The following is an 18,035-nucleotide window of genomic DNA, read 5'->3' as shown; positions in this document are numbered from 1 at the left end:
TCATTAAAAATGGGTATACATGTTTAATGAATGATTTAAGAAAGGTGTGTCTTTAAATGGGCATTATGAATAAATTTACAAGTGGCGTTACAAATAAAGTTGGAAACAAAGTTTTAAATATTGAAGAAATTAAAGAAAAAAGTAACTTACCGACTACTAAAGAAGAATTAGCTGAACGCAGAGCAAAAGCGGAAACAATTGTGAAGAAAAAATCATTATTATCATCAAGCATGAGTATTGTGCCAATTCCTGGACTAGACTTTGGCGTAGATATTAAATTAATGCGAGACATTATTGAAGATGTTAATAAAATTTATGGTCTAGATCACAAACAAGTGAATACGCTTGGGGATGATGTGAAAGAACGAATTTTAGCAGCAGCTGCAATTCAAGGTAGTTCATTTATTGGTAAAAAAGTATCAAGTGCTGTGTTAAAAGTGGTTATTAGAGACATGGCAAAACGAGCTGCAGCGAAACAAACGAAATGGTTCCCTGTTGTTGGACAAGCTGTTTCAGCATCAATCAGTTACTACTTCATGAATAAACTTGGGCGCGAACATATCGAAAAATGTGAAAAAGTGCTTCATGATATTATTTAAAATGAAAATGTTGTAGTATAATTGGAGTAAGCTTAATGATAAAGGCTAAATAGTTATCATACGAATTTGTCATAAATTATAATTTAAACCAAAGTTGTGACAGTGATTTTAATTTGTGTTGTTATGCATATGATAAGTAAGTAAAAATATTGAAGGTTAAAATCGACTTTTTACAATTTGAAACACTTGTTTATTTCTATAAAAACCAATTATAATAGTTTTTCAATCCTATTAGAATTGAATTTAGTAATATATTTTGGTAGTGTTATGGTATAAAATTATGTTAGATTATGACAAATTTGAATATTCTAACTTTGCGAAGGAGAAATAGATTATGGAACAAAAATCTTATGTAATTATCGATGAAACAGGTATTCATGCACGCCCTGCAACTATGTTAGTTCAAACTGCATCAAAATTTGATTCAGATATTCAATTAGAATATAACGGTAAAAAAGTTAACTTAAAATCAATCATGGGTGTTATGAGTTTAGGTGTAGGTAAAGATGCTGAAATCACTATCTACGCTGATGGAAGCGATGAAGCAGACGCAATTCAAGCAATCAGTGATGTCTTATCTAAAGAAGGTTTAACTGAATAATTATGTCAAAATTAATTAATGGTATTGCGGCATCAGATGGTGTCGCAATTGCTAAAGCTTATTTATTAGTAGAACCTGATTTATCATTCACTAATGAAAAAGTTACAGATACTGATGCTGAAATTCGAAAATTCAGAAATGCGTTAGAAGCTTCTAAAATTGAATTAACTAAAATCAGAAATAATGCTGAAAAGCAATTAGGTCCTGATAAAGCTGCAATTTTTGATGCGCATTTATTAGTACTTGATGATCCTGAGTTAATTCAACCAATCGAAGATAAAATTGCGAATGAAAAAGTAAGTGCTCCAGAAGCCCTTGATGAAGTTACTTCACAATTTATTACAATCTTCGAATCTATGGATAATGAATACATGAGAGAGCGTGCTGCAGATATTAGAGACGTGTCAAAACGTGTGTTAGCACATCTTTTAGGTGTTGAATTACCAAACCCAAGTATGATTGATGAAAGTGTTGTTATCGTTGGAAATGACTTAACACCTTCAGATACAGCACAATTAAATAAAGAATTTGTTCAAGGTTTCGTTACAAATATTGGTGGTCGTACAAGCCATTCAGCAATTATGAGTCGCTCATTAGAAATTGCTGCAGTTGTAGGTACGAAATCAATTACTAAAGAAGTGAAGCAAGGCGATATGGTTATCGTTGATGGTATCACTGGTGACGTTATTGTTGATCCAACAGAAGATGAGTTAATTGCTTATCAAAACAAACGTGAACGTTTCTTTGAAGATAAAAAAGAATTACAAAAATTACGTGATGCTGAAACAGTAACCATCGACGGAGAACATGCAGAATTAGCTGCAAATATCGGTACACCTGATGACTTATATGGTGTAATGGAAAATGGTGCTGAAGGAATCGGATTATACAGAACTGAATTCCTTTATATGGGTAGAGATCAAATGCCAACAGAAGATGAGCAATTTGAAGCCTATAAAAAAGTGCTTGAAACAATGAAAGATAAACGTGTTGTAGTTCGTACGTTAGATATTGGTGGCGATAAAGAACTACCATATTTAAACTTACCTAAAGAAATGAATCCATTCTTAGGTTACAGAGCAATCCGTTTATGCTTAGACCAACAAGATATTTTTAGAACGCAATTACGTGCATTATTACGTGCTTCAGTATATGGTAAATTAAACATTATGTTCCCAATGGTCGCTACAATCAATGAATTCCGTGATGCGAAAGCGATTCTTTTAGAAGAAAAAGAAAATCTTAAAAATGATGGTCATGATATCTCTGATGACATTGAATTAGGCATCATGGTTGAGATTCCATCTACAGCTGCATTAGCTGATATCTTTGCTAAAGAAGTTGATTTCTTCAGTATTGGTACAAATGATTTAATTCAATATACTATGGCAGCTGACCGTATGTCAGAACGCGTTTCTTACTTATATCAACCATACAACCCAGCTATTTTACGCTTAGTTAAGCAAGTTATTGAAGCTTCTCATAAAGAAGGTAAATGGACTGGTATGTGTGGTGAAATGGCTGGAGATGAAACAGCGATTCCATTATTACTAGGTTTAGGATTAGATGAGTTCTCAATGAGTGCGACATCTATTTTAAAAGCTAGAAGACAAATCAATGGTTTAAGTAAAAATGAAATGTCTGAATTAGCTAACCGTGCAATTAATTGTGCTACTCAAGAAGAAGTAAAAGATTTAGTTAATCATATTTCTAAATAATATTATATAGATTAAACACCTTAACTGACGTTAAGGTGTTTTTTTGCAATAAAGAACCTAGCAACTAAATCATTTCATTTAGTGCTAGGCTTGTATCGTTAATATGATTATGTTATGAACCAATATGACATGCAGCATTAATCTTATCTAAATCCACTTGATACATTGGTTCGCCATCTAAGAGAATAAATGGTGTAGCGAATGCATCATAATCCATCATTTCAGCGCGATATTGTTGATTCGCAATGTTCTTTTCAATATAACCGACCTTGTGTTTAGTAAGATAATTTTTTACAAATGTACAAGGGGGACAATCATTTTGAGTAAAAATAACGATGTTTGGCAATCGAGCTCACTCCTATCGAGTTATTATCATGAAAATTACTATATATAATTTTCGAAAGAAATGCAAACTGTGAAAATTATGTGAATTTCATCAAAAAAATCTTCCTTAAATTTAAGCAAAAGGATTTAGTTAGAAAATAGAACATTATATAATTTATATTAATTGCTTTTTAAAAATAGATATAGAAAAGGTGATGAAATTATGGATTCCGTTGAAATTAGTCGTTTCCTAACTGGTATGACGTTAGCAGTACATATCATCTTTGCGACGATAGGTGTTGGTATGCCACTTATGTTCGCAATTGCAGAATTTTTAGGAATCAAAAACAAGGATCCTAAATATATAGCATTAGCCAAGCGTTGGTCGAAAGGTTATACCATTACTGTTGCTGTCGGTGTTGTAACAGGTACAATTATCGGTTTACAATTATCATTAATTTGGCCAACATTTATGAAAATGGGTGGGCATGTCATTGCTTTACCACTATTTATGGAGACATTTGCTTTCTTCTTTGAAGCGATATTCTTAAGTATTTATTTATATACATGGGACCGTTTCAAAAATAAATGGACACACTTCATTATTAGCATCCCAGTTATTATCGGAGGTTCATTCTCTGCGTTCTTTATTACATCAGTGAACTCATTCATGAATACACCAGCAGGATTTGAAATGAAGGACGGCAAAATGGTTAATGTACAACCACTTGAAGCAATGTTCAATCCTTCATTCCTAGTAAGAGCGTTCCATGTAGTAGCTACTGCAGGTATGACAATGGCATTTGTTCTAGCATCTATTGCAGCATTTAAACTATTGAAAAATAAATATAATAAAGATGCAGAATATCATAAAAAAGCTTTAAAAATGACTATGATTGTTGGATTCTTATCAACATTATTGTCAATGTTAGCGGGAGACTTATCAGCTAAATTCTTACACCAAGCGCAACCTGAGAAATTAGCGGCTTACGAGTGGCACTTTGATACGCAATCGAAAGCGGATTTAGTATTCTTCGGTGTATTAAACGAGAAGACTCAAGAAGTTGAAGGTGCTATCAAAATACCAGGCATGCTGAGTTTCTTAGCGGATAATAATGTAAACACTAAAGTAGAAGGACTCAATGATTTTCCGAAAGATGAATTACCTCCATTAATTGTCCATTACTTCTTTGATTTAATGGTAACTATGGGTGTATTATGCTTTGTTATTTCAGGTGCTTTTATTTTAACTTTAATCATTAAGAAACTACGTAAATTCGTTACGCATAAAGGTATGTTATACGCGATTCTTCTTACTGGGCCAGCTTCTATGTTAGCTATCGAATTTGGATGGTTTTTAACTGAGGTTGGGCGTCAACCATGGATAGTTAGAGGATATATGCGTGTGAGTGAAGCTGCTACGCAAGCAGGAGGAATAACATTAGTTACTATACTATTTGGATTACTCTACTTAGTATTACTCTTTACATCAGCATATGTACTCATTCGTATGTTCAAAGATAAACCTGCCCAAGATGATGTAGATAAAGTCATCGAAAAAGGAGGTCATGCTTAATGGATTACACTACAATAGGTATTACCGTACTTTGGACGTTCTTATTTTTATATATCATTGTTGCTTCAATTGACTTTGGTGCGGGTTTCTTTACTTTACACACTAAATTAACTGGAGAAGAGAAAAAGATTAACCACTTAGTTGAACGATACTTAAATCCAGTATGGGAAGTTACAAATGTATTCTTCGTGTTCTTCTTTGTTGGATTTGTAGGATTTTTCCCTGATTCAGCATTATATTTTGGTACTGTGTTGCTAGTACCTGGTTCTATTGCGCTTATTCTGATTTCTATTCGAGGAAGTTTCTACGCATTTGAACATTATGGTCAAGACACTAAATTGCCATGGATAGTTATGTATGGTTTAACAGGTTTGTTAATTCCAGCATCATTAGCAACGGTATTAACAATATCTGAAGGTGGCTATATCAATGAACGTGGTTCACATTTTGATTTAGATTGGTTCCAATTACTACTTAGTCCATTTGCTTGGTCAGTCGTCTTTTTAGCAATCATTAGTGTATTGTATATATCTTCAGGATTTTTAACATACTATGCATCGAAAGCTAAAGATGAAGTGGCATATAAATATATGAGACAATGGTTTATTTTCTGGGGACCTCCTATGATTATTATTTCACTATTTGTTTTCTTATCGTTGAGAATTCAAAATGCAGATCATTTCAATAATGCAGTACAACATTACTGGTGGATGTTTGCACTAAGCTTCATTTGTTTCATTGTAGCGGGTATTTTGAACTTCATTAAGAAATATCATGGTCTAGCATTTATAATGGTGATACTCCAAATGGCATTTGCATTTTATGGATATGGCATAAGTAAATTACCTTATTTATTATATCCATTTATTAAGGTAAGTGATTCAGGTGTTAATGATTCAATGGGATTAGCACTTGTGATTGTATTTATTTTAGGTTTACTTTTATTAGTTCCATCGTTAATATTATTATTGAGATTATTTGTATTCGATAAAGAATATGTAGAAGGTAAAAAATAACTATAATAATAGAAGGGGGCTGAGATAATGAACATCAATGTATATTAACTTTATGAAGTATAATTTACATGATGTCATTCATCTCAGCCTTTGCCTTATTTTTAAGAGATAGGGGTAGCCGTTCAATGGAGAAAGAATATGTTGTTATTGGGTTAGGTCGTTTTGGTGGAAGTATAGTAAGAGAGTTAAATGCGTTAGATATGGATGTTATGGCAATTGATAGAGACGAGGCGCGTGTTAATGAATATAGTGACATTGCAACGCACGCAGTCGTAGCAGATACGACAGATGAAGCTGTGATGAAAAGTTTAGGTATTCGTAACTTTGATCATGTTATCGTAGCAATTGGTGAAAATATACAATCTAGTACATTAACGACGCTTATACTTAAAGAATTAGGTGTTAAAAAAGTTACAGCAAAAGCTCAAAATGATTATCATGCTAAAATATTAAATAAAATTGGTGCAGATACAGTTGTCCATCCTGAGAGAGATATGGGACGTCGAATTGCGCATAATGTAGCAAGCGCTAGTGTTTTAGACTACCTTGAATTAGCAGATGAACACTCACTAGTTGAATTAAAAGCAAGTGAAAAAATGACAGGACAATCAATTATTGATTTAGATATTCGTGCGCAATTTGGGATCAATATTATTGCGATTAAACGTGGTAAAGAAATTGTTGTATCCCCAGACCCTTCGATGAACATCGAATTTGGAGATATATTGATTATGATAGGTCATGATAATGATTTAAATCGTTTTGAAAAGAAAATTGTAAGATAAAGTTTGCATCACAATTATTAAAGGACTTCGAATCATAGACATGAGATGGATTGACGATTTGGTAACTTTAATACTTGTGATGTTTTTATAATAACTAGAGGGAACGTAAGTAAAAAATATCTAGTTTTAATAATGGGATATGGAGTGATGATACAAGTAAATGAGATATGTATTAATAGCATTAGGTATATTTTTTACTGTAATAGCTTTTATAGGTGCAGTGTTACCATTATTACCGACAACACCTTTTTTAATTTTAGCGGTTATATGTTTTACGAATAGTTCCAAAAAGTTCAAAGTATGGCTTGAAAGCACTCAAATTTATAAAGATTATGTTGAGAATCTTAAAAAGTATAAAGGTTATACGATGAAAGAAAAAATAAGAATACTTATAAGTTTATATATAGTAGTTGGTTTTTCTATTTTTATGATTTCAAACTTATATATTCGAATTGGATTAGTCATTATGGTAATCATTCAAACGATTGTGTTATTTACATTTGTTAAGACATTACCAGCGAATTTTAATCAAGACAAAGGATCATCATAGTCATCGTAATCAGGAAGAGGTTGGGACATCATACCTAGCAAAAATGCCAGTAAATGAGTTTTTTATAAATTCATTTACTGGCTTCTTTATTTACAATACTTCGTATTTTTGGCTCGCTTGCCCAACGTGCTTTGCTTGTAGATTTTCATGTTGAAAATCCCTTTGCTAGGGCCCCGCACACAGCGTTATTCGTCATTCATCTTTAGAATGTCTTACATAAGTGCGTTAGCACTTATGTTCATTAATAATCAACACAAGCGTCTTGACACAATACTTTATATTTATATGTAATTTTATATTGAAATACTAAAAAATATAATATGACTCAAGTAACTCTACCAAAGGATAATAATAGTTATTCTAAAATAGACCATGATGTCACATTGATGAAAATGAAAGAAGATTGTATGAAAAATGGACAACTGTATGAACTTCAATTCAAAAACAAATAAAAAATGAATGAAGAATTATAATTGTGAATGTTTTAAAGCCCAAATTAATTGAATACTTTTAGAATCTAAAACGAAAACCACCTACAGTCAAAGGAAAATTGATGTGGCGCTTACTTTTAGATTTATGAAGGCGATTTTGAGTTTCACTCGAATGTCTGTACAAGAGATAAATAAATCCAAAAGAGAACAAGGAATTGTGCTAATGCACATAATATAAAGAAAGTAACAACTCAATGAGCTAAAAATAATCAAAAAATTATAAAAAAAGACAATTTCTATATTATTTCAATAGAAATTGTCTTAATTTACTTATCCTGGAACTTTATGTCCCGGACGCTATTACGTCATACGGAAACCATTTATTAATCTTCGTTCACTTTCATAATTACAGGTAAAATCATTGGACGACGTGCTGTTTTATCATATAAATAAGGTTGTAGTGTCTCAATGATTGACGATTTAATTTGATGCCATTGAATATTTGGATTAGCATTTAGTTTTGAAATAACATCAGTTTTAATTTTACGTTGCGCATCGTAAATTAATTGTCCAGATTCTCGCATATATACGAAACCACGAGAAATGATGTCTGGACCAGAAAGCAATTTATTAGTACTGAAATCGATACTAACGACGACTATGACTAAGCCTTCTTCAGATAATAATTTACGATCGCGGATAACGACATTACCAATATCACCAATACCACTACCATCAACTAACACATTTCCAGAAGGTATACGACCCGCTTTACGTGCTGAGTCATGTGTTAATGCAAGCACGTCACCGATATCAAAGATAAAGACATTTTCTTCTTTAACACCACAGTCAACACCAGTCTGACCATGTGCTTTAAGCATGCGATATTCACCGTGAATAGGTAAGAAGTATTTCGGTTGAATTAAGCGAAGCATTAATTGCTGATCGCCTTGTGAACCGTGACCTGATGTATGGATATTAGATATTTTGCTATGAATTACATCAGCACCAGCTTTATATAAAGCATTAATAGTGCGGTTGATACTCTTAGTATTACCTGGAATAGGTGAAGAACTGAAGACTACAGTATCATCTGGAATAATTTTAATTTGTTTATGCGTTCCATTTGCGATACGAGATAAAGCAGCCATCGGTTCACCTTGAGAACCTGTACATAAAATAAGTAATTCATGTTTAGGAATATTGTTAATTTTATTTGGCTCCACAAAAGTTTCTGGCGGTGCTTTAATGTAACCAAGCTCCATACCAATTTTGATATTATTTTCCATAGAACGACCAAATGTTACAATTTTACGATTGTATTTAATTGCAGCTTCAACCGCTTGTTGTACACGGTAAATATTAGATGCAAAGGTAGCAAATATAATACGTCCCTTACAATTACGGAAAATCTTATCAACGTTCTGTCCGACTTCTCGCTCACTTAGTGTGAAATCAGGAACTAAGGCATTAGTTGAGTCAGATAGAAGACATAGTACACCTTCTTTACCTAATTCTGCCATTTTAGCAATATTCGCTGGTTCACCTACAGGCGTGAAATCAAATTTAAAGTCACCAGTGTGAACAATTTTGCCTTCAGGTGTGTCGATAATTACACCGTAAGCTTCAGGAATACTATGTGTTGTTAGATAAAATGATATTTCAAAGTGTTTCGATTTAATGACACTATCTTCTGTAATCTCATTTAATGACGCATTACGTAACAAGTTGTGTTCATCTAGCTTATTACGTATTAGTCCTAAAGCTAATGGACCGCCATAAATAGGTACATTAATTTGCTTTAATAGGTAGGGCACACCACCTATATGGTCTTCATGTCCGTGCGTTATGAATAGACCGACAATTTTATCTTGATTTTGTTCGAGGTAAGTGTAATCAGGAATGACGTAGTCAATTCCTAGTAAATTATCATCAGGGAATTTAATTCCAGCATCTATGATGACGATTTCGTTTTTATATTCGATGGCGTAAGTGTTTTTACCGACTTCACCTAAGCCACCTAAAGCATATACACCTACTTCGTTAGAATGTAATTGCTTCATTATTGAGCATTCTCCACGTTGAAATGATCAGAATGTTCTTTTTCATATTCTAAATGTGCGCCCTCTAATTTAGTAATGAATTCGATATTATAATTGCGGTCTTTTAAATAACGTCTTACTTGTTCCTCTGTTTCACCTTCAACATAAATTGTATTTGTGTTTTCACGAACGATTACTTCGTCTTTGTTATGTTGGAAAAATACTTTAAATACTGTCATATTGGATAGTTCCTCCTAAATTTAAACATCTTAATTGATTTTATTAATCTGAAACCTCAATCAACTTGATACGTCCAGTCATATTGCGTAGGTTAATAGTAGTACTTTATCAATTTACAATTATTTGCAGATATTGATTTGTCTACGTGTTGATATTAGCGTCATGTTATAAATATCGACCTAATAGTTATGTGATTAAGCACAATATGATATGTTTCTGACTTTCAAGCGTGTATTAAGGCAAATATAAATGTCGTTCATTATTTGAAAATTAGCATTACACTATGATTTCAGTTACTGTTTATTTTACATTATGTATATAAATAAATAAAGCAGTTTATATCTGTTAAACACTTCAATTACTAGATATAAAGTCTAAATATTATTAAATAAGTAAGAATTAAATTATTGTTCACGCCGTCGATAAATAAAAAACTCAAACTACTTCCATATTTGAAAGTAGCTTGAGTAAAATAAATTTGATTAAAGTTAAACCTCAACTGAGTCTGGTAATGGTGTTAATGGATTGTCTTGATCAATATAATCATAGAACATAATACCGTTTAAATGATCGATTTCATGTTGGAAAATAATTGCAGGATAACCTTTTAATCTCAATTTAACTTCATTACCGTCAATGTCTAATGCTTTAATAGTTACTCTATAATGTCTATGAACTAATCCGGGAATATTTTCATCCACACTCAAACAACCTTCACCAGTAGGTAGATAGGCGTGTTGAACACTGTGGCTCATGATTTTAGGATTAACCAGCATATAGTCATATGATTTACCGTTTCCATCATCAGGTAAGTAAACAGCAATCATTCTTTTAGAAACATTGATTTGAGGAGCAGCTAGACCAACGCCTGAACGTAAACCATATTTTTTAGCAATGTCATCATCTTGACTGTTAATTAAAAATTGACGCATTTCTTTTAATGTATTTCTATCTTCATCAGATAACGGTAAATTTACGTCTTCCGCTTTAGCACGTAACGTAGGATGACCATCTCTGATAATATCTTTCATAGTTAACATGTCATACACCTTCCTTATAATAAAATATAACAGAAAAACGAATCATAAGTACATTATCTTATTTCATTTGATTTATAAAGCATAATTCTATATGATAACAGTCGAATGACTACGAGGAGGTTTACACTCAATGAAACTACGTAAAACAGTTGCAGTAGTAGCAGCGTCGACAGTTTTATTAGCAGGCTGTACAACAGATAAAAAAGAAGTGAAAGCATACAATGAAAATGTTCAAAAAGCGTTTGATAAAGAACAACCGATTAATAGTATTAGCAAGAAATTAAATTCTCTTGAAGAAAAGAAACAAGATTTATATAAAAAAGCGAATAGTGATAACGAGGAAACACGTAAGAAAGCTGCTGATGATATTCTTGATAATATTAAACAAAGAGAAGATACATTTGATAAAGAAATAGCAGCATTAGATGATTCTAAGAAACAATTTAATAAAGGCGAGTCACACATCAAAGAAATTAAAAGTGATGACAAGAAAAAAGAACTTAAACAATTAGATGATGCAGTTAAAAACAAATATAAAGTCCATGACAAATATGCGGATGCCTATAAGAATGTTTTAGATAAAGAAAAAGATTTATTCGAACTTATCAAACAGGATGGTATAACGCAATCTCAAGTAGATGAAAAGAATGATGCATTAAATAAAGCACAGAAGAATTTCCAAGACAAATTTAAAGAATATTCAAAAGCTATGAACACAGTAAATAAAGAAAAACAAGATGTTGATAATCTGTAGTACTTTTCGTATTGATACAGATTGAATATCGATAATGATACAGTTGGAAAAACTGTATCTTTTTTAGTAATACAGAACTTTATTAAAATATTTAACAGTACAAATAAATTGTGGTACACTATGAGAGGATAAAATGAATTTCTATTATATGGGAAAGGTATGGTGAATTGAATGGCTCCTAAGTTACAAGCCCAATTCGATGCAGTAAAAGTATTAAATGATACTCAGTCGAAATTTGAAATGGTTCAAATTTTGGATGTTGATGGTAATGTCGTAAATGAAGACTTAGTACCTGATTTAACTGATGAACAACTAGTAGAATTAATGGAAAGAATGGTGTGGACACGTATTCTTGACCAACGTTCTATTTCATTAAATAGACAAGGTCGTTTAGGTTTCTATGCGCCAACAGCTGGACAAGAAGCTTCACAATTAGCTTCACAATACGCTTTAGAAAAAGAAGACTTCATCTTACCAGGTTACCGTGACGTGCCACAAATCATTTGGCATGGTTTACCATTAACTGAAGCTTTCTTATTCTCAAGAGGACACTTCAAAGGAAATCAATTCCCTGAAGGCGTTAATGCATTCAGTCCACAAATCATTATCGGTGCACAATACATTCAAACTGCTGGTGTAGCATTCGGTATTAAAAAACGTGGTAAAAAAGCAGTAGCGATCACTTACACTGGTGACGGTGGTTCATCACAAGGTGACTTCTATGAAGGTATCAACTTTGCTTCAGCTTACAAAGCACCAGCAATTTTTGTTATCCAAAATAACAACTATGCTATTTCTACTCCACGTAGTAAACAAACAGCAGCAACTTCATTAGCTCAAAAAGCTATTGCAGTAGGTATCCCTGGTATCCAAGTTGATGGTATGGATGCATTAGCTGTATACCAAGCTACTAAAGAAGCTCGTGATCGTGCTATTAATGGTGAAGGTCCAACATTAATTGAAACTATGACTTATCGTTATGGTCCTCATACAATGGCTGGAGATGACCCAACTCGTTACAGAACTTCAGATGAAGATGAAGATTGGAAGAAAAAAGACCCATTAGTTCGTTTCAGAAAATTCTTAGAAAACAAAGGATTATGGAACGAAGATAAAGAAAATGAAGTTATTGAACGTGCTAAAGACGACATCAAGAAAGCTATCAAAGAGGCTGACAATACTCCAAAACAAACAGTTATTGACTTAATGGATATCATGTACGAAGATATGCCTCAAAACTTAGCTGAACAATATGAAATTTACAAAGAGAAGGAGTCGAAATAAGCCATGGCACAAATGACAATGGTTCAAGCGATTAACAATGCGCTTAAAACTGAATTGCAAAATGACGAAAACGTAGTAGTTTTCGGTGAAGACGTTGGTGTTAACGGTGGTGTATTCCGTGTAACTGAAGGTTTACAAAAAGAATTCGGTGAAGATCGTGTATTCGATACGCCATTAGCTGAATCTGGTATCGGTGGTTTAGCTCTTGGTTTAACTGTAGAAGGTTTCCGTCCAGTAATGGAAATCCAATTCCTTGGTTTCGTATTTGAAGTATTTGACGAAGTTGCTGGTCAAATTGCTCGTACACGTTTCCGTTCAGGTGGTTCTAAAGTAGCACCTGTTACAATCCGTGCACCATTCGGTGGTGGTGTTCATACACCTGAATTACACGCTGATAACTTAGAAGGTATTTTAGCTCAATCACCAGGTATTAAAGTAGTTATTCCTTCAGGCCCATATGATGCTAAAGGTTTATTACTATCATCAATCAGATCAAATGATCCAGTTGTATATTTAGAGCACATGAAATTATACCGTTCATTCCGTGAAGAAGTTCCAGAAGAAGAATATACAATTGACATCGGTAAAGCTAATGTGAGAAAAGAAGGTAACGACATCACATTAATCGCTTACGGTGCAATGGTTCAAGAATCTGAAAAAGCTGCTGAAGAATTAGAAAAAGAAGGTTACTCAGTAGAAGTTATTGACTTACGTACTGTACAACCTATCGACATCGATACTTTAGTTGCTTCAGTTGAAAAAACTGGTCGTGCTGTAGTAGTTCAAGAAGCACAACGTCAAGCTGGTGTTGGTGCTACAGTAGCTGCTGAATTAGCTGAACGTGCTATTCTTTCATTAGAAGCACCAATCGCTCGTGTAGCTGCTGCTGATACAGTATATCCATTTACTCAAGCTGAAAATGTTTGGTTACCAAACAAAAACGACATCGTTGAACAAGCTAAAGCTACATTAGAATTCTAATATTTTTAGCTTAACAATTAGCTAGCAATCAGACTTATAGGAAGTAAGTAAGTAACATGTTTACTTTTTACTCTATGTGTGAATAAGTAAGTGTAAACTAGAGACGTAGGGCAAAGTAATTTGATGTAGGTGTTCAAATTATTCTGTCCTTGCTCTATGTTATAAATTTATTAAATGATGAATAAGAAATCTAGGAGGACAAGAACGTGGCATTTGAATTTAGATTACCCGACATTGGTGAAGGTATCCACGAAGGTGAAATTGTAAAATGGTTTGTTAAAGCCGGAGATACAATTGAAGAAGATGATGTATTAGCAGAGGTTCAAAATGACAAATCTGTAGTTGAAATCCCATCTCCTGTTAGCGGTACTGTTGAAGAAGTTGTAGTTGACGAAGGTACTGTAGCAGTAGTAGGTGATGTTATTGTTAAAATCGACGCACCTGATGCAGAAGATATGCAATTTAAAGGTGGTCATGATGACGATGCTTCAACAGAAGAAGCACCAGCTCAAGAAGAAGCTAAAACAGAAGAAGCACCAGCAGCATCAGCTTCACAAGATGAAGAAGTAGATGAAAATAGACAAATCAAAGCTATGCCATCTGTTCGTAAATATGCTCGTGAAAAAGGCGTTAACATCAAAGCAGTAGCTGGTTCAGGTAAAAATGGTCGTATTACTAAAGAAGATATTGACAACCACTTAAATGGTGGCGGTGCGCAAGCAGCAACAGCTTCAAACGAAAGTGCAGCTGCTTCAACATCAGAAGATACTTCTGCAGTTCAAACACAATCTGTACCTGAAGGTGACTTCCCTGAAACTACAGAAAAAATCCCAGCAATGCGTAGAGCCATTGCGAAAGCAATGGTTAACTCTAAACACACTGCTCCTCACGTAACATTAATGGATGAAATTGATGTTCAAGATTTATGGGATCACCGTAAAAAATTCAAAGAAGTTGCAGCTGAACAAGGTATTAAATTAACTTTCTTACCATATGTTGTTAAAGCATTAGTTTCTGCACTTAAAAAATACCCAGCACTTAACACTTCATTCAACGAAGAAGCTGGCGAAATCGTACACAAACACTATTGGAACATTGGTATTGCTGCTGACACTGAAAGAGGTTTATTAGTACCTGTAGTTAAAAATGCAGACCGTAAATCAATCTTCCAAATTTCAGATGAAATCAACGAATTAGCTGTTAAAGCGCGTGATGGTAAATTAACATCTGACGAAATGAAAGGTGCTACATGCACAATCAGTAATATCGGTTCAGCTGGTGGACAATGGTTCACTCCAGTTATCAACCACCCAGAAGTAGCTATCTTAGGTATTGGCCGTATTGCTCAAAAACCTATCGTTAAAGACGGTGAAATCGTAGCAGCTCCAGTATTAGCTTTATCATTAAGCTTTGACCACAGACAAATTGATGGTGCAACTGGACAAAACGCTATGAATCACATTAAACGCTTATTAAATAATCCAGAATTATTATTAATGGAGGGGTAAAACATGGTAGTTGGAGATTTCCCAATTGAAACAGATACTATTGTAATCGGAGCAGGTCCTGGTGGATACGTTGCAGCAATTCGTGCAGCACAATTAGGACAAAAAGTTACTATCGTTGAGAAAGGTAACTTAGGTGGTGTATGCTTAAACGTTGGTTGTATTCCTTCTAAAGCATTATTACACGCTTCACACCGCTTTGTAGAAGCACAACACTCTGAAAACTTAGGTGTTATCGCTGAAAGCGTATCACTTAAATTTGACAAAGTTCAAGAATTCAAAAAATCAGTTGTTAACAAATTAACTGGTGGTGTTGAAGGCTTATTAAAAGGTAATAAAGTTGAAATCGTTAAAGGTGAAGCATATTTCGTTGATAATAATAGCTTACGTGTTATGGACGAAAAAAGTGCTCAAACTTATAACTTCAAACACGCTATTATCGCAACAGGTTCTAGACCAATCGAAATTCCTAACTTTGAATTCGGTAAACGTGTTATCGATTCAACAGGTGCTTTAAACTTACAAGAAGTTCCAGGTAAATTAGTCGTTGTCGGCGGTGGTTACATTGGTTCAGAACTTGGTACTGCATTTGCTAACTTCGGTTCAGACGTTACGATTTTAGAAGGCGCTAAAGAAATTCTTGGCGGATTCGAAAAACAAATGGTTCAACCAGTTAAAAAAGGCATGAAAGCTAAAGGCGTTGAAATCATTACTGAAGCAATGGCTAAAAATGCTGAAGAAACTGAAAATGGCGTTAAAGTTACTTATGAAGCTAAAGGTGAAGAAAAAACTATCGAAGCTGATTATGTATTAGTAACTGTTGGTCGTCGTCCAAATACAGACGAATTAGGTTTAGAAGAATTAGGCCTTAAATTCGCTGATCGTGGATTATTAGAAGTAGACAAACAAAGCCGTACTTCTATCGACAATATTTATGCAATTGGTGATATCGTTCCTGGTTTACCACTTGCTCATAAAGCAAGTTATGAAGCTAAAGTAGCTGCTGAAGCTATTTCTGGCCAAGCATCAGAAGTAGACTACATCGGTATGCCAGCTGTATGTTTCACTGAGCCAGAATTAGCTCAAGTTGGTTACACTGAAGCACAAGCTAAAGAAGAAGGTTTAGACTATAAAGCTTCTAAATTCCCTTATGCTGGTAATGGCCGTGCATTATCATTAGATGATACTACTGGTTTCGTTAAACTTATCACATTAAAAGAAGACGGTACTGTTATCGGTGCACAAATTGCTGGTAATGGCGCTTCAGACATTATCTCTGAATTAGGTTTAGCTATTGAAGCTGGTATGAATGCTGAAGATATCGCATTAACTGTACACGCTCACCCAACATTAGGTGAAATGTCTATGGAAGCTGCTGAAAAAGCAATTGGATTACCAATCCACACTATGTAATAATTAATGATTAGTCGAATAGATTAATTTCATAAATTGAATAACTGTATTATAGTTATTTAACAGTCAACAGGGGTGCAACTCAAGTTCATATTTGAACTTGGTTTCATCCCTTTTTTTAATATTTTCTAGCTGTAATGGGTATAAGATTAATAACGGCTAAAATAATAAAAAGGAGGGTTTAGATGGAGTATCAATATCCGCTAGATTTAGATTGGACTAACGAAGAAATGGTCGATGTGATTGCCTTTTTCAATAAAATTGAAAGCTATTATGAAAAAACGGTCAATGGTCAAGACTTAATGCAGCATTATAAACGTTTTAAAGAAATCGTTCCTGGTAAAGCAGAGGAAAAGCAATTATTTAAAGAATTTGAAGAAAAGAGTAGTTATAACAGCTACAAAGTCATACAAGAAGTGAAAAATAATCCTGATCAAACGTCGTTTAGCGCTAATTAACTTAGCGATGTTCTATGTGAACTATCAAAACTTATAAAGTCTATTAGATTAATTTATATTTAATTTCAAAAAACTATTGAAGTCAAAGCTATATTTTGATACTTTTATTAAGCATTAAACAAAATGTTTAATATTAGTAAACAAGGTATAGCTTTTTTTAAGGTGATTAACAATGCAAATTGGCAATAAATTACGTAATTTAAGACGTATAAAGAATTTAACACAAGAAGAGTTAGCAGAACGTACAGATTTGTCCAAGGGATATATCTCTCAAATTGAAAGTCAGCATGCTTCTCCTAGCATGGAAACCTTTTTAAATATTTTAGAGGTGTTAGGTACATCTCCAAGTGATTTTTTTAAAGAAAAATCAAAAGAAAAAGTGCTTTACACGAGAGATGAGCGCACAGTTTATGATGAATATGATAGAGGATATGTTCTTAATTGGTTAGTAATGAAATCAAATGAATTTGAAATGGAACCGCTCATATTATCATTGAAACCAGGTGCATCCTATAAACATTTTGATCCATCTGAATCAGACACATTTATATATTGTTTAAAAGGATGTGTAACGCTGACTTTAGGAAAGTCACGATACCAGGCTAATGAAGAGGATGTTTTATACTTTAGGGCTGATGAAATTCATCAATTACATAATGAAACATCAGAAGAAATAGAAATTTTGATTGTTGCGACAGCATCATATTTATAAGGGAGG

At 33.5% G+C, this 18,035-nt stretch carries 18 protein-coding genes and 1 pseudogene; 15 read left to right on the top strand and 4 right to left on the bottom strand.

Annotated features, from left to right (window positions below):
- The first annotated feature begins 56 nt into the window (after positions 1-56).
- From KA878_RS06445 to ptsP, 3 genes are all read left to right on the top strand, one after another.
- Positions 57-599, top strand: coding sequence for a hypothetical protein (locus KA878_RS06445; protein ID WP_053022619.1), 543 nt, complete (start codon positions 57-59; stop codon positions 597-599).
- 334 nt (positions 600-933) lie between these two features.
- A complete protein-coding gene (locus KA878_RS06440) occupies positions 934-1,200 on the top strand; it encodes a phosphocarrier protein HPr (RefSeq protein ID WP_011276148.1) in 267 nt (88 codons plus the stop codon).
- A 2-nt stretch (positions 1,201-1,202) separates the two neighbouring features.
- On the top strand, positions 1,203-2,918 hold the full coding sequence (ptsP, locus tag KA878_RS06435; protein ID WP_053029141.1) for a phosphoenolpyruvate--protein phosphotransferase: 1,716 nt from the start codon (positions 1,203-1,205) through the stop codon (positions 2,916-2,918).
- Between the two features lie 112 nt (positions 2,919-3,030).
- Here the strand turns inward: ptsP and KA878_RS06430 are convergent, their stop codons facing one another.
- Positions 3,031-3,264 (bottom strand): glutaredoxin family protein, encoded by a 234-nt coding sequence (locus KA878_RS06430; RefSeq protein ID WP_193839526.1) that lies wholly within the window; start codon positions 3,262-3,264, stop codon positions 3,031-3,033.
- Positions 3,265-3,465: 201 nt separating this feature from the next.
- On the opposite strand from KA878_RS06430, the gene KA878_RS06425 reads away from it, so the two are divergent.
- From KA878_RS06425 to KA878_RS06405, 5 genes and pseudogenes are all read left to right on the top strand, one after another.
- Positions 3,466-4,818 (top strand): cytochrome ubiquinol oxidase subunit I, encoded by a 1,353-nt coding sequence (locus KA878_RS06425; RefSeq protein ID WP_053029143.1) that lies wholly within the window; start codon positions 3,466-3,468, stop codon positions 4,816-4,818.
- Positions 4,818-5,834, top strand: a complete 1,017-nt coding sequence (locus KA878_RS06420) for a cytochrome d ubiquinol oxidase subunit II (RefSeq protein ID WP_053017747.1) — start codon at positions 4,818-4,820, stop codon at positions 5,832-5,834. Before KA878_RS06425 ends, KA878_RS06420 begins: the two co-directional genes overlap by 1 nt.
- Positions 5,835-5,959: 125 nt before the next feature.
- Complete coding sequence (locus tag KA878_RS06415) at positions 5,960-6,619, top strand: potassium channel family protein (RefSeq protein WP_011276142.1); 660 nt, start codon at positions 5,960-5,962, stop codon at positions 6,617-6,619.
- 160 nt (positions 6,620-6,779) lie between these two features.
- Positions 6,780-7,169, top strand: a complete 390-nt coding sequence (locus KA878_RS06410) for a YbaN family protein (RefSeq protein ID WP_075108514.1) — start codon at positions 6,780-6,782, stop codon at positions 7,167-7,169.
- A 423-nt stretch (positions 7,170-7,592) separates the two neighbouring features.
- Positions 7,593-7,987, top strand: a pseudogene (locus tag KA878_RS06405) (IS5/IS1182 family transposase); the annotation flags it as partial.
- Here KA878_RS06405 and rnjA read toward each other — a convergent pair.
- From rnjA to def, 3 genes are all read right to left on the bottom strand, one after another.
- On the bottom strand, positions 7,984-9,663 hold the full coding sequence (gene rnjA / locus KA878_RS06400; protein ID WP_075108513.1) for a ribonuclease J1: 1,680 nt from the start codon (positions 9,661-9,663) through the stop codon (positions 7,984-7,986). The pseudogene KA878_RS06405 and the gene rnjA overlap by 4 nt on opposite strands.
- Positions 9,663-9,881 (bottom strand): DNA-dependent RNA polymerase subunit epsilon, encoded by a 219-nt coding sequence (locus KA878_RS06395; RefSeq protein WP_053022625.1) that lies wholly within the window; start codon positions 9,879-9,881, stop codon positions 9,663-9,665. Before KA878_RS06395 ends, rnjA begins: the two co-directional genes overlap by 1 nt.
- A 489-nt stretch (positions 9,882-10,370) precedes the next feature.
- Entirely contained in the window at positions 10,371-10,922 is a 552-nt protein-coding gene (gene def, locus KA878_RS06390) for a peptide deformylase (RefSeq protein ID WP_075108512.1), read from the bottom strand.
- Positions 10,923-11,052: 130 nt separating this feature from the next.
- Between def and KA878_RS06385 the strand changes: the two genes are divergently transcribed.
- The 7 genes from KA878_RS06385 to KA878_RS06355 all read left to right on the top strand — a co-directional run bounded on the left by KA878_RS06385 (position 11,053) and on the right by KA878_RS06355 (position 18,029).
- Positions 11,053-11,676 carry a YkyA family protein gene (locus KA878_RS06385; protein ID WP_075108511.1) on the top strand — a complete coding sequence of 208 codons (624 nt, stop codon included), beginning with the start codon at positions 11,053-11,055 and terminating at the stop codon, positions 11,674-11,676.
- A 171-nt stretch (positions 11,677-11,847) separates the two neighbouring features.
- Entirely contained in the window at positions 11,848-12,960 is a 1,113-nt protein-coding gene (gene pdhA, locus KA878_RS06380; protein WP_053022628.1) for a pyruvate dehydrogenase (acetyl-transferring) E1 component subunit alpha, read from the top strand.
- 3 nt (positions 12,961-12,963) lie between these two features.
- Positions 12,964-13,941: an alpha-ketoacid dehydrogenase subunit beta gene (locus KA878_RS06375; RefSeq protein WP_053022629.1), complete on the top strand. Its 978-nt coding sequence runs from the start codon at positions 12,964-12,966 to the stop codon at positions 13,939-13,941.
- 206 nt (positions 13,942-14,147) lie between these two features.
- Positions 14,148-15,449: a dihydrolipoamide acetyltransferase family protein gene (locus KA878_RS06370; protein WP_016930737.1), complete on the top strand. Its 1,302-nt coding sequence runs from the start codon at positions 14,148-14,150 to the stop codon at positions 15,447-15,449.
- A gap of 3 nt (positions 15,450-15,452) precedes the next feature.
- Complete coding sequence (gene lpdA / locus KA878_RS06365) at positions 15,453-16,859, top strand: dihydrolipoyl dehydrogenase (RefSeq protein WP_016930736.1); 1,407 nt, start codon at positions 15,453-15,455, stop codon at positions 16,857-16,859.
- Between the two features lie 185 nt (positions 16,860-17,044).
- Positions 17,045-17,317, top strand: coding sequence for a UPF0223 family protein (locus KA878_RS06360; protein WP_075108510.1), 273 nt, complete (start codon positions 17,045-17,047; stop codon positions 17,315-17,317).
- A gap of 172 nt (positions 17,318-17,489) precedes the next feature.
- Positions 17,490-18,029 carry a helix-turn-helix domain-containing protein gene (locus tag KA878_RS06355; RefSeq protein ID WP_016930734.1) on the top strand — a complete coding sequence of 180 codons (540 nt, stop codon included), beginning with the start codon at positions 17,490-17,492 and terminating at the stop codon, positions 18,027-18,029.
- Positions 18,030-18,035 lie beyond the last annotated feature (6 nt).

Origin of the sequence: Staphylococcus sp. GDY8P57P, from assembly GCF_017892585.1 — a bacterium.
Classification (GTDB): Bacteria; Bacillota; Bacilli; order Staphylococcales; family Staphylococcaceae; genus Staphylococcus; species Staphylococcus borealis.
The sequence above is the reverse complement of the archived record's forward strand: the minus strand, read 5'-3'. Positions and strand labels throughout refer to the sequence as shown.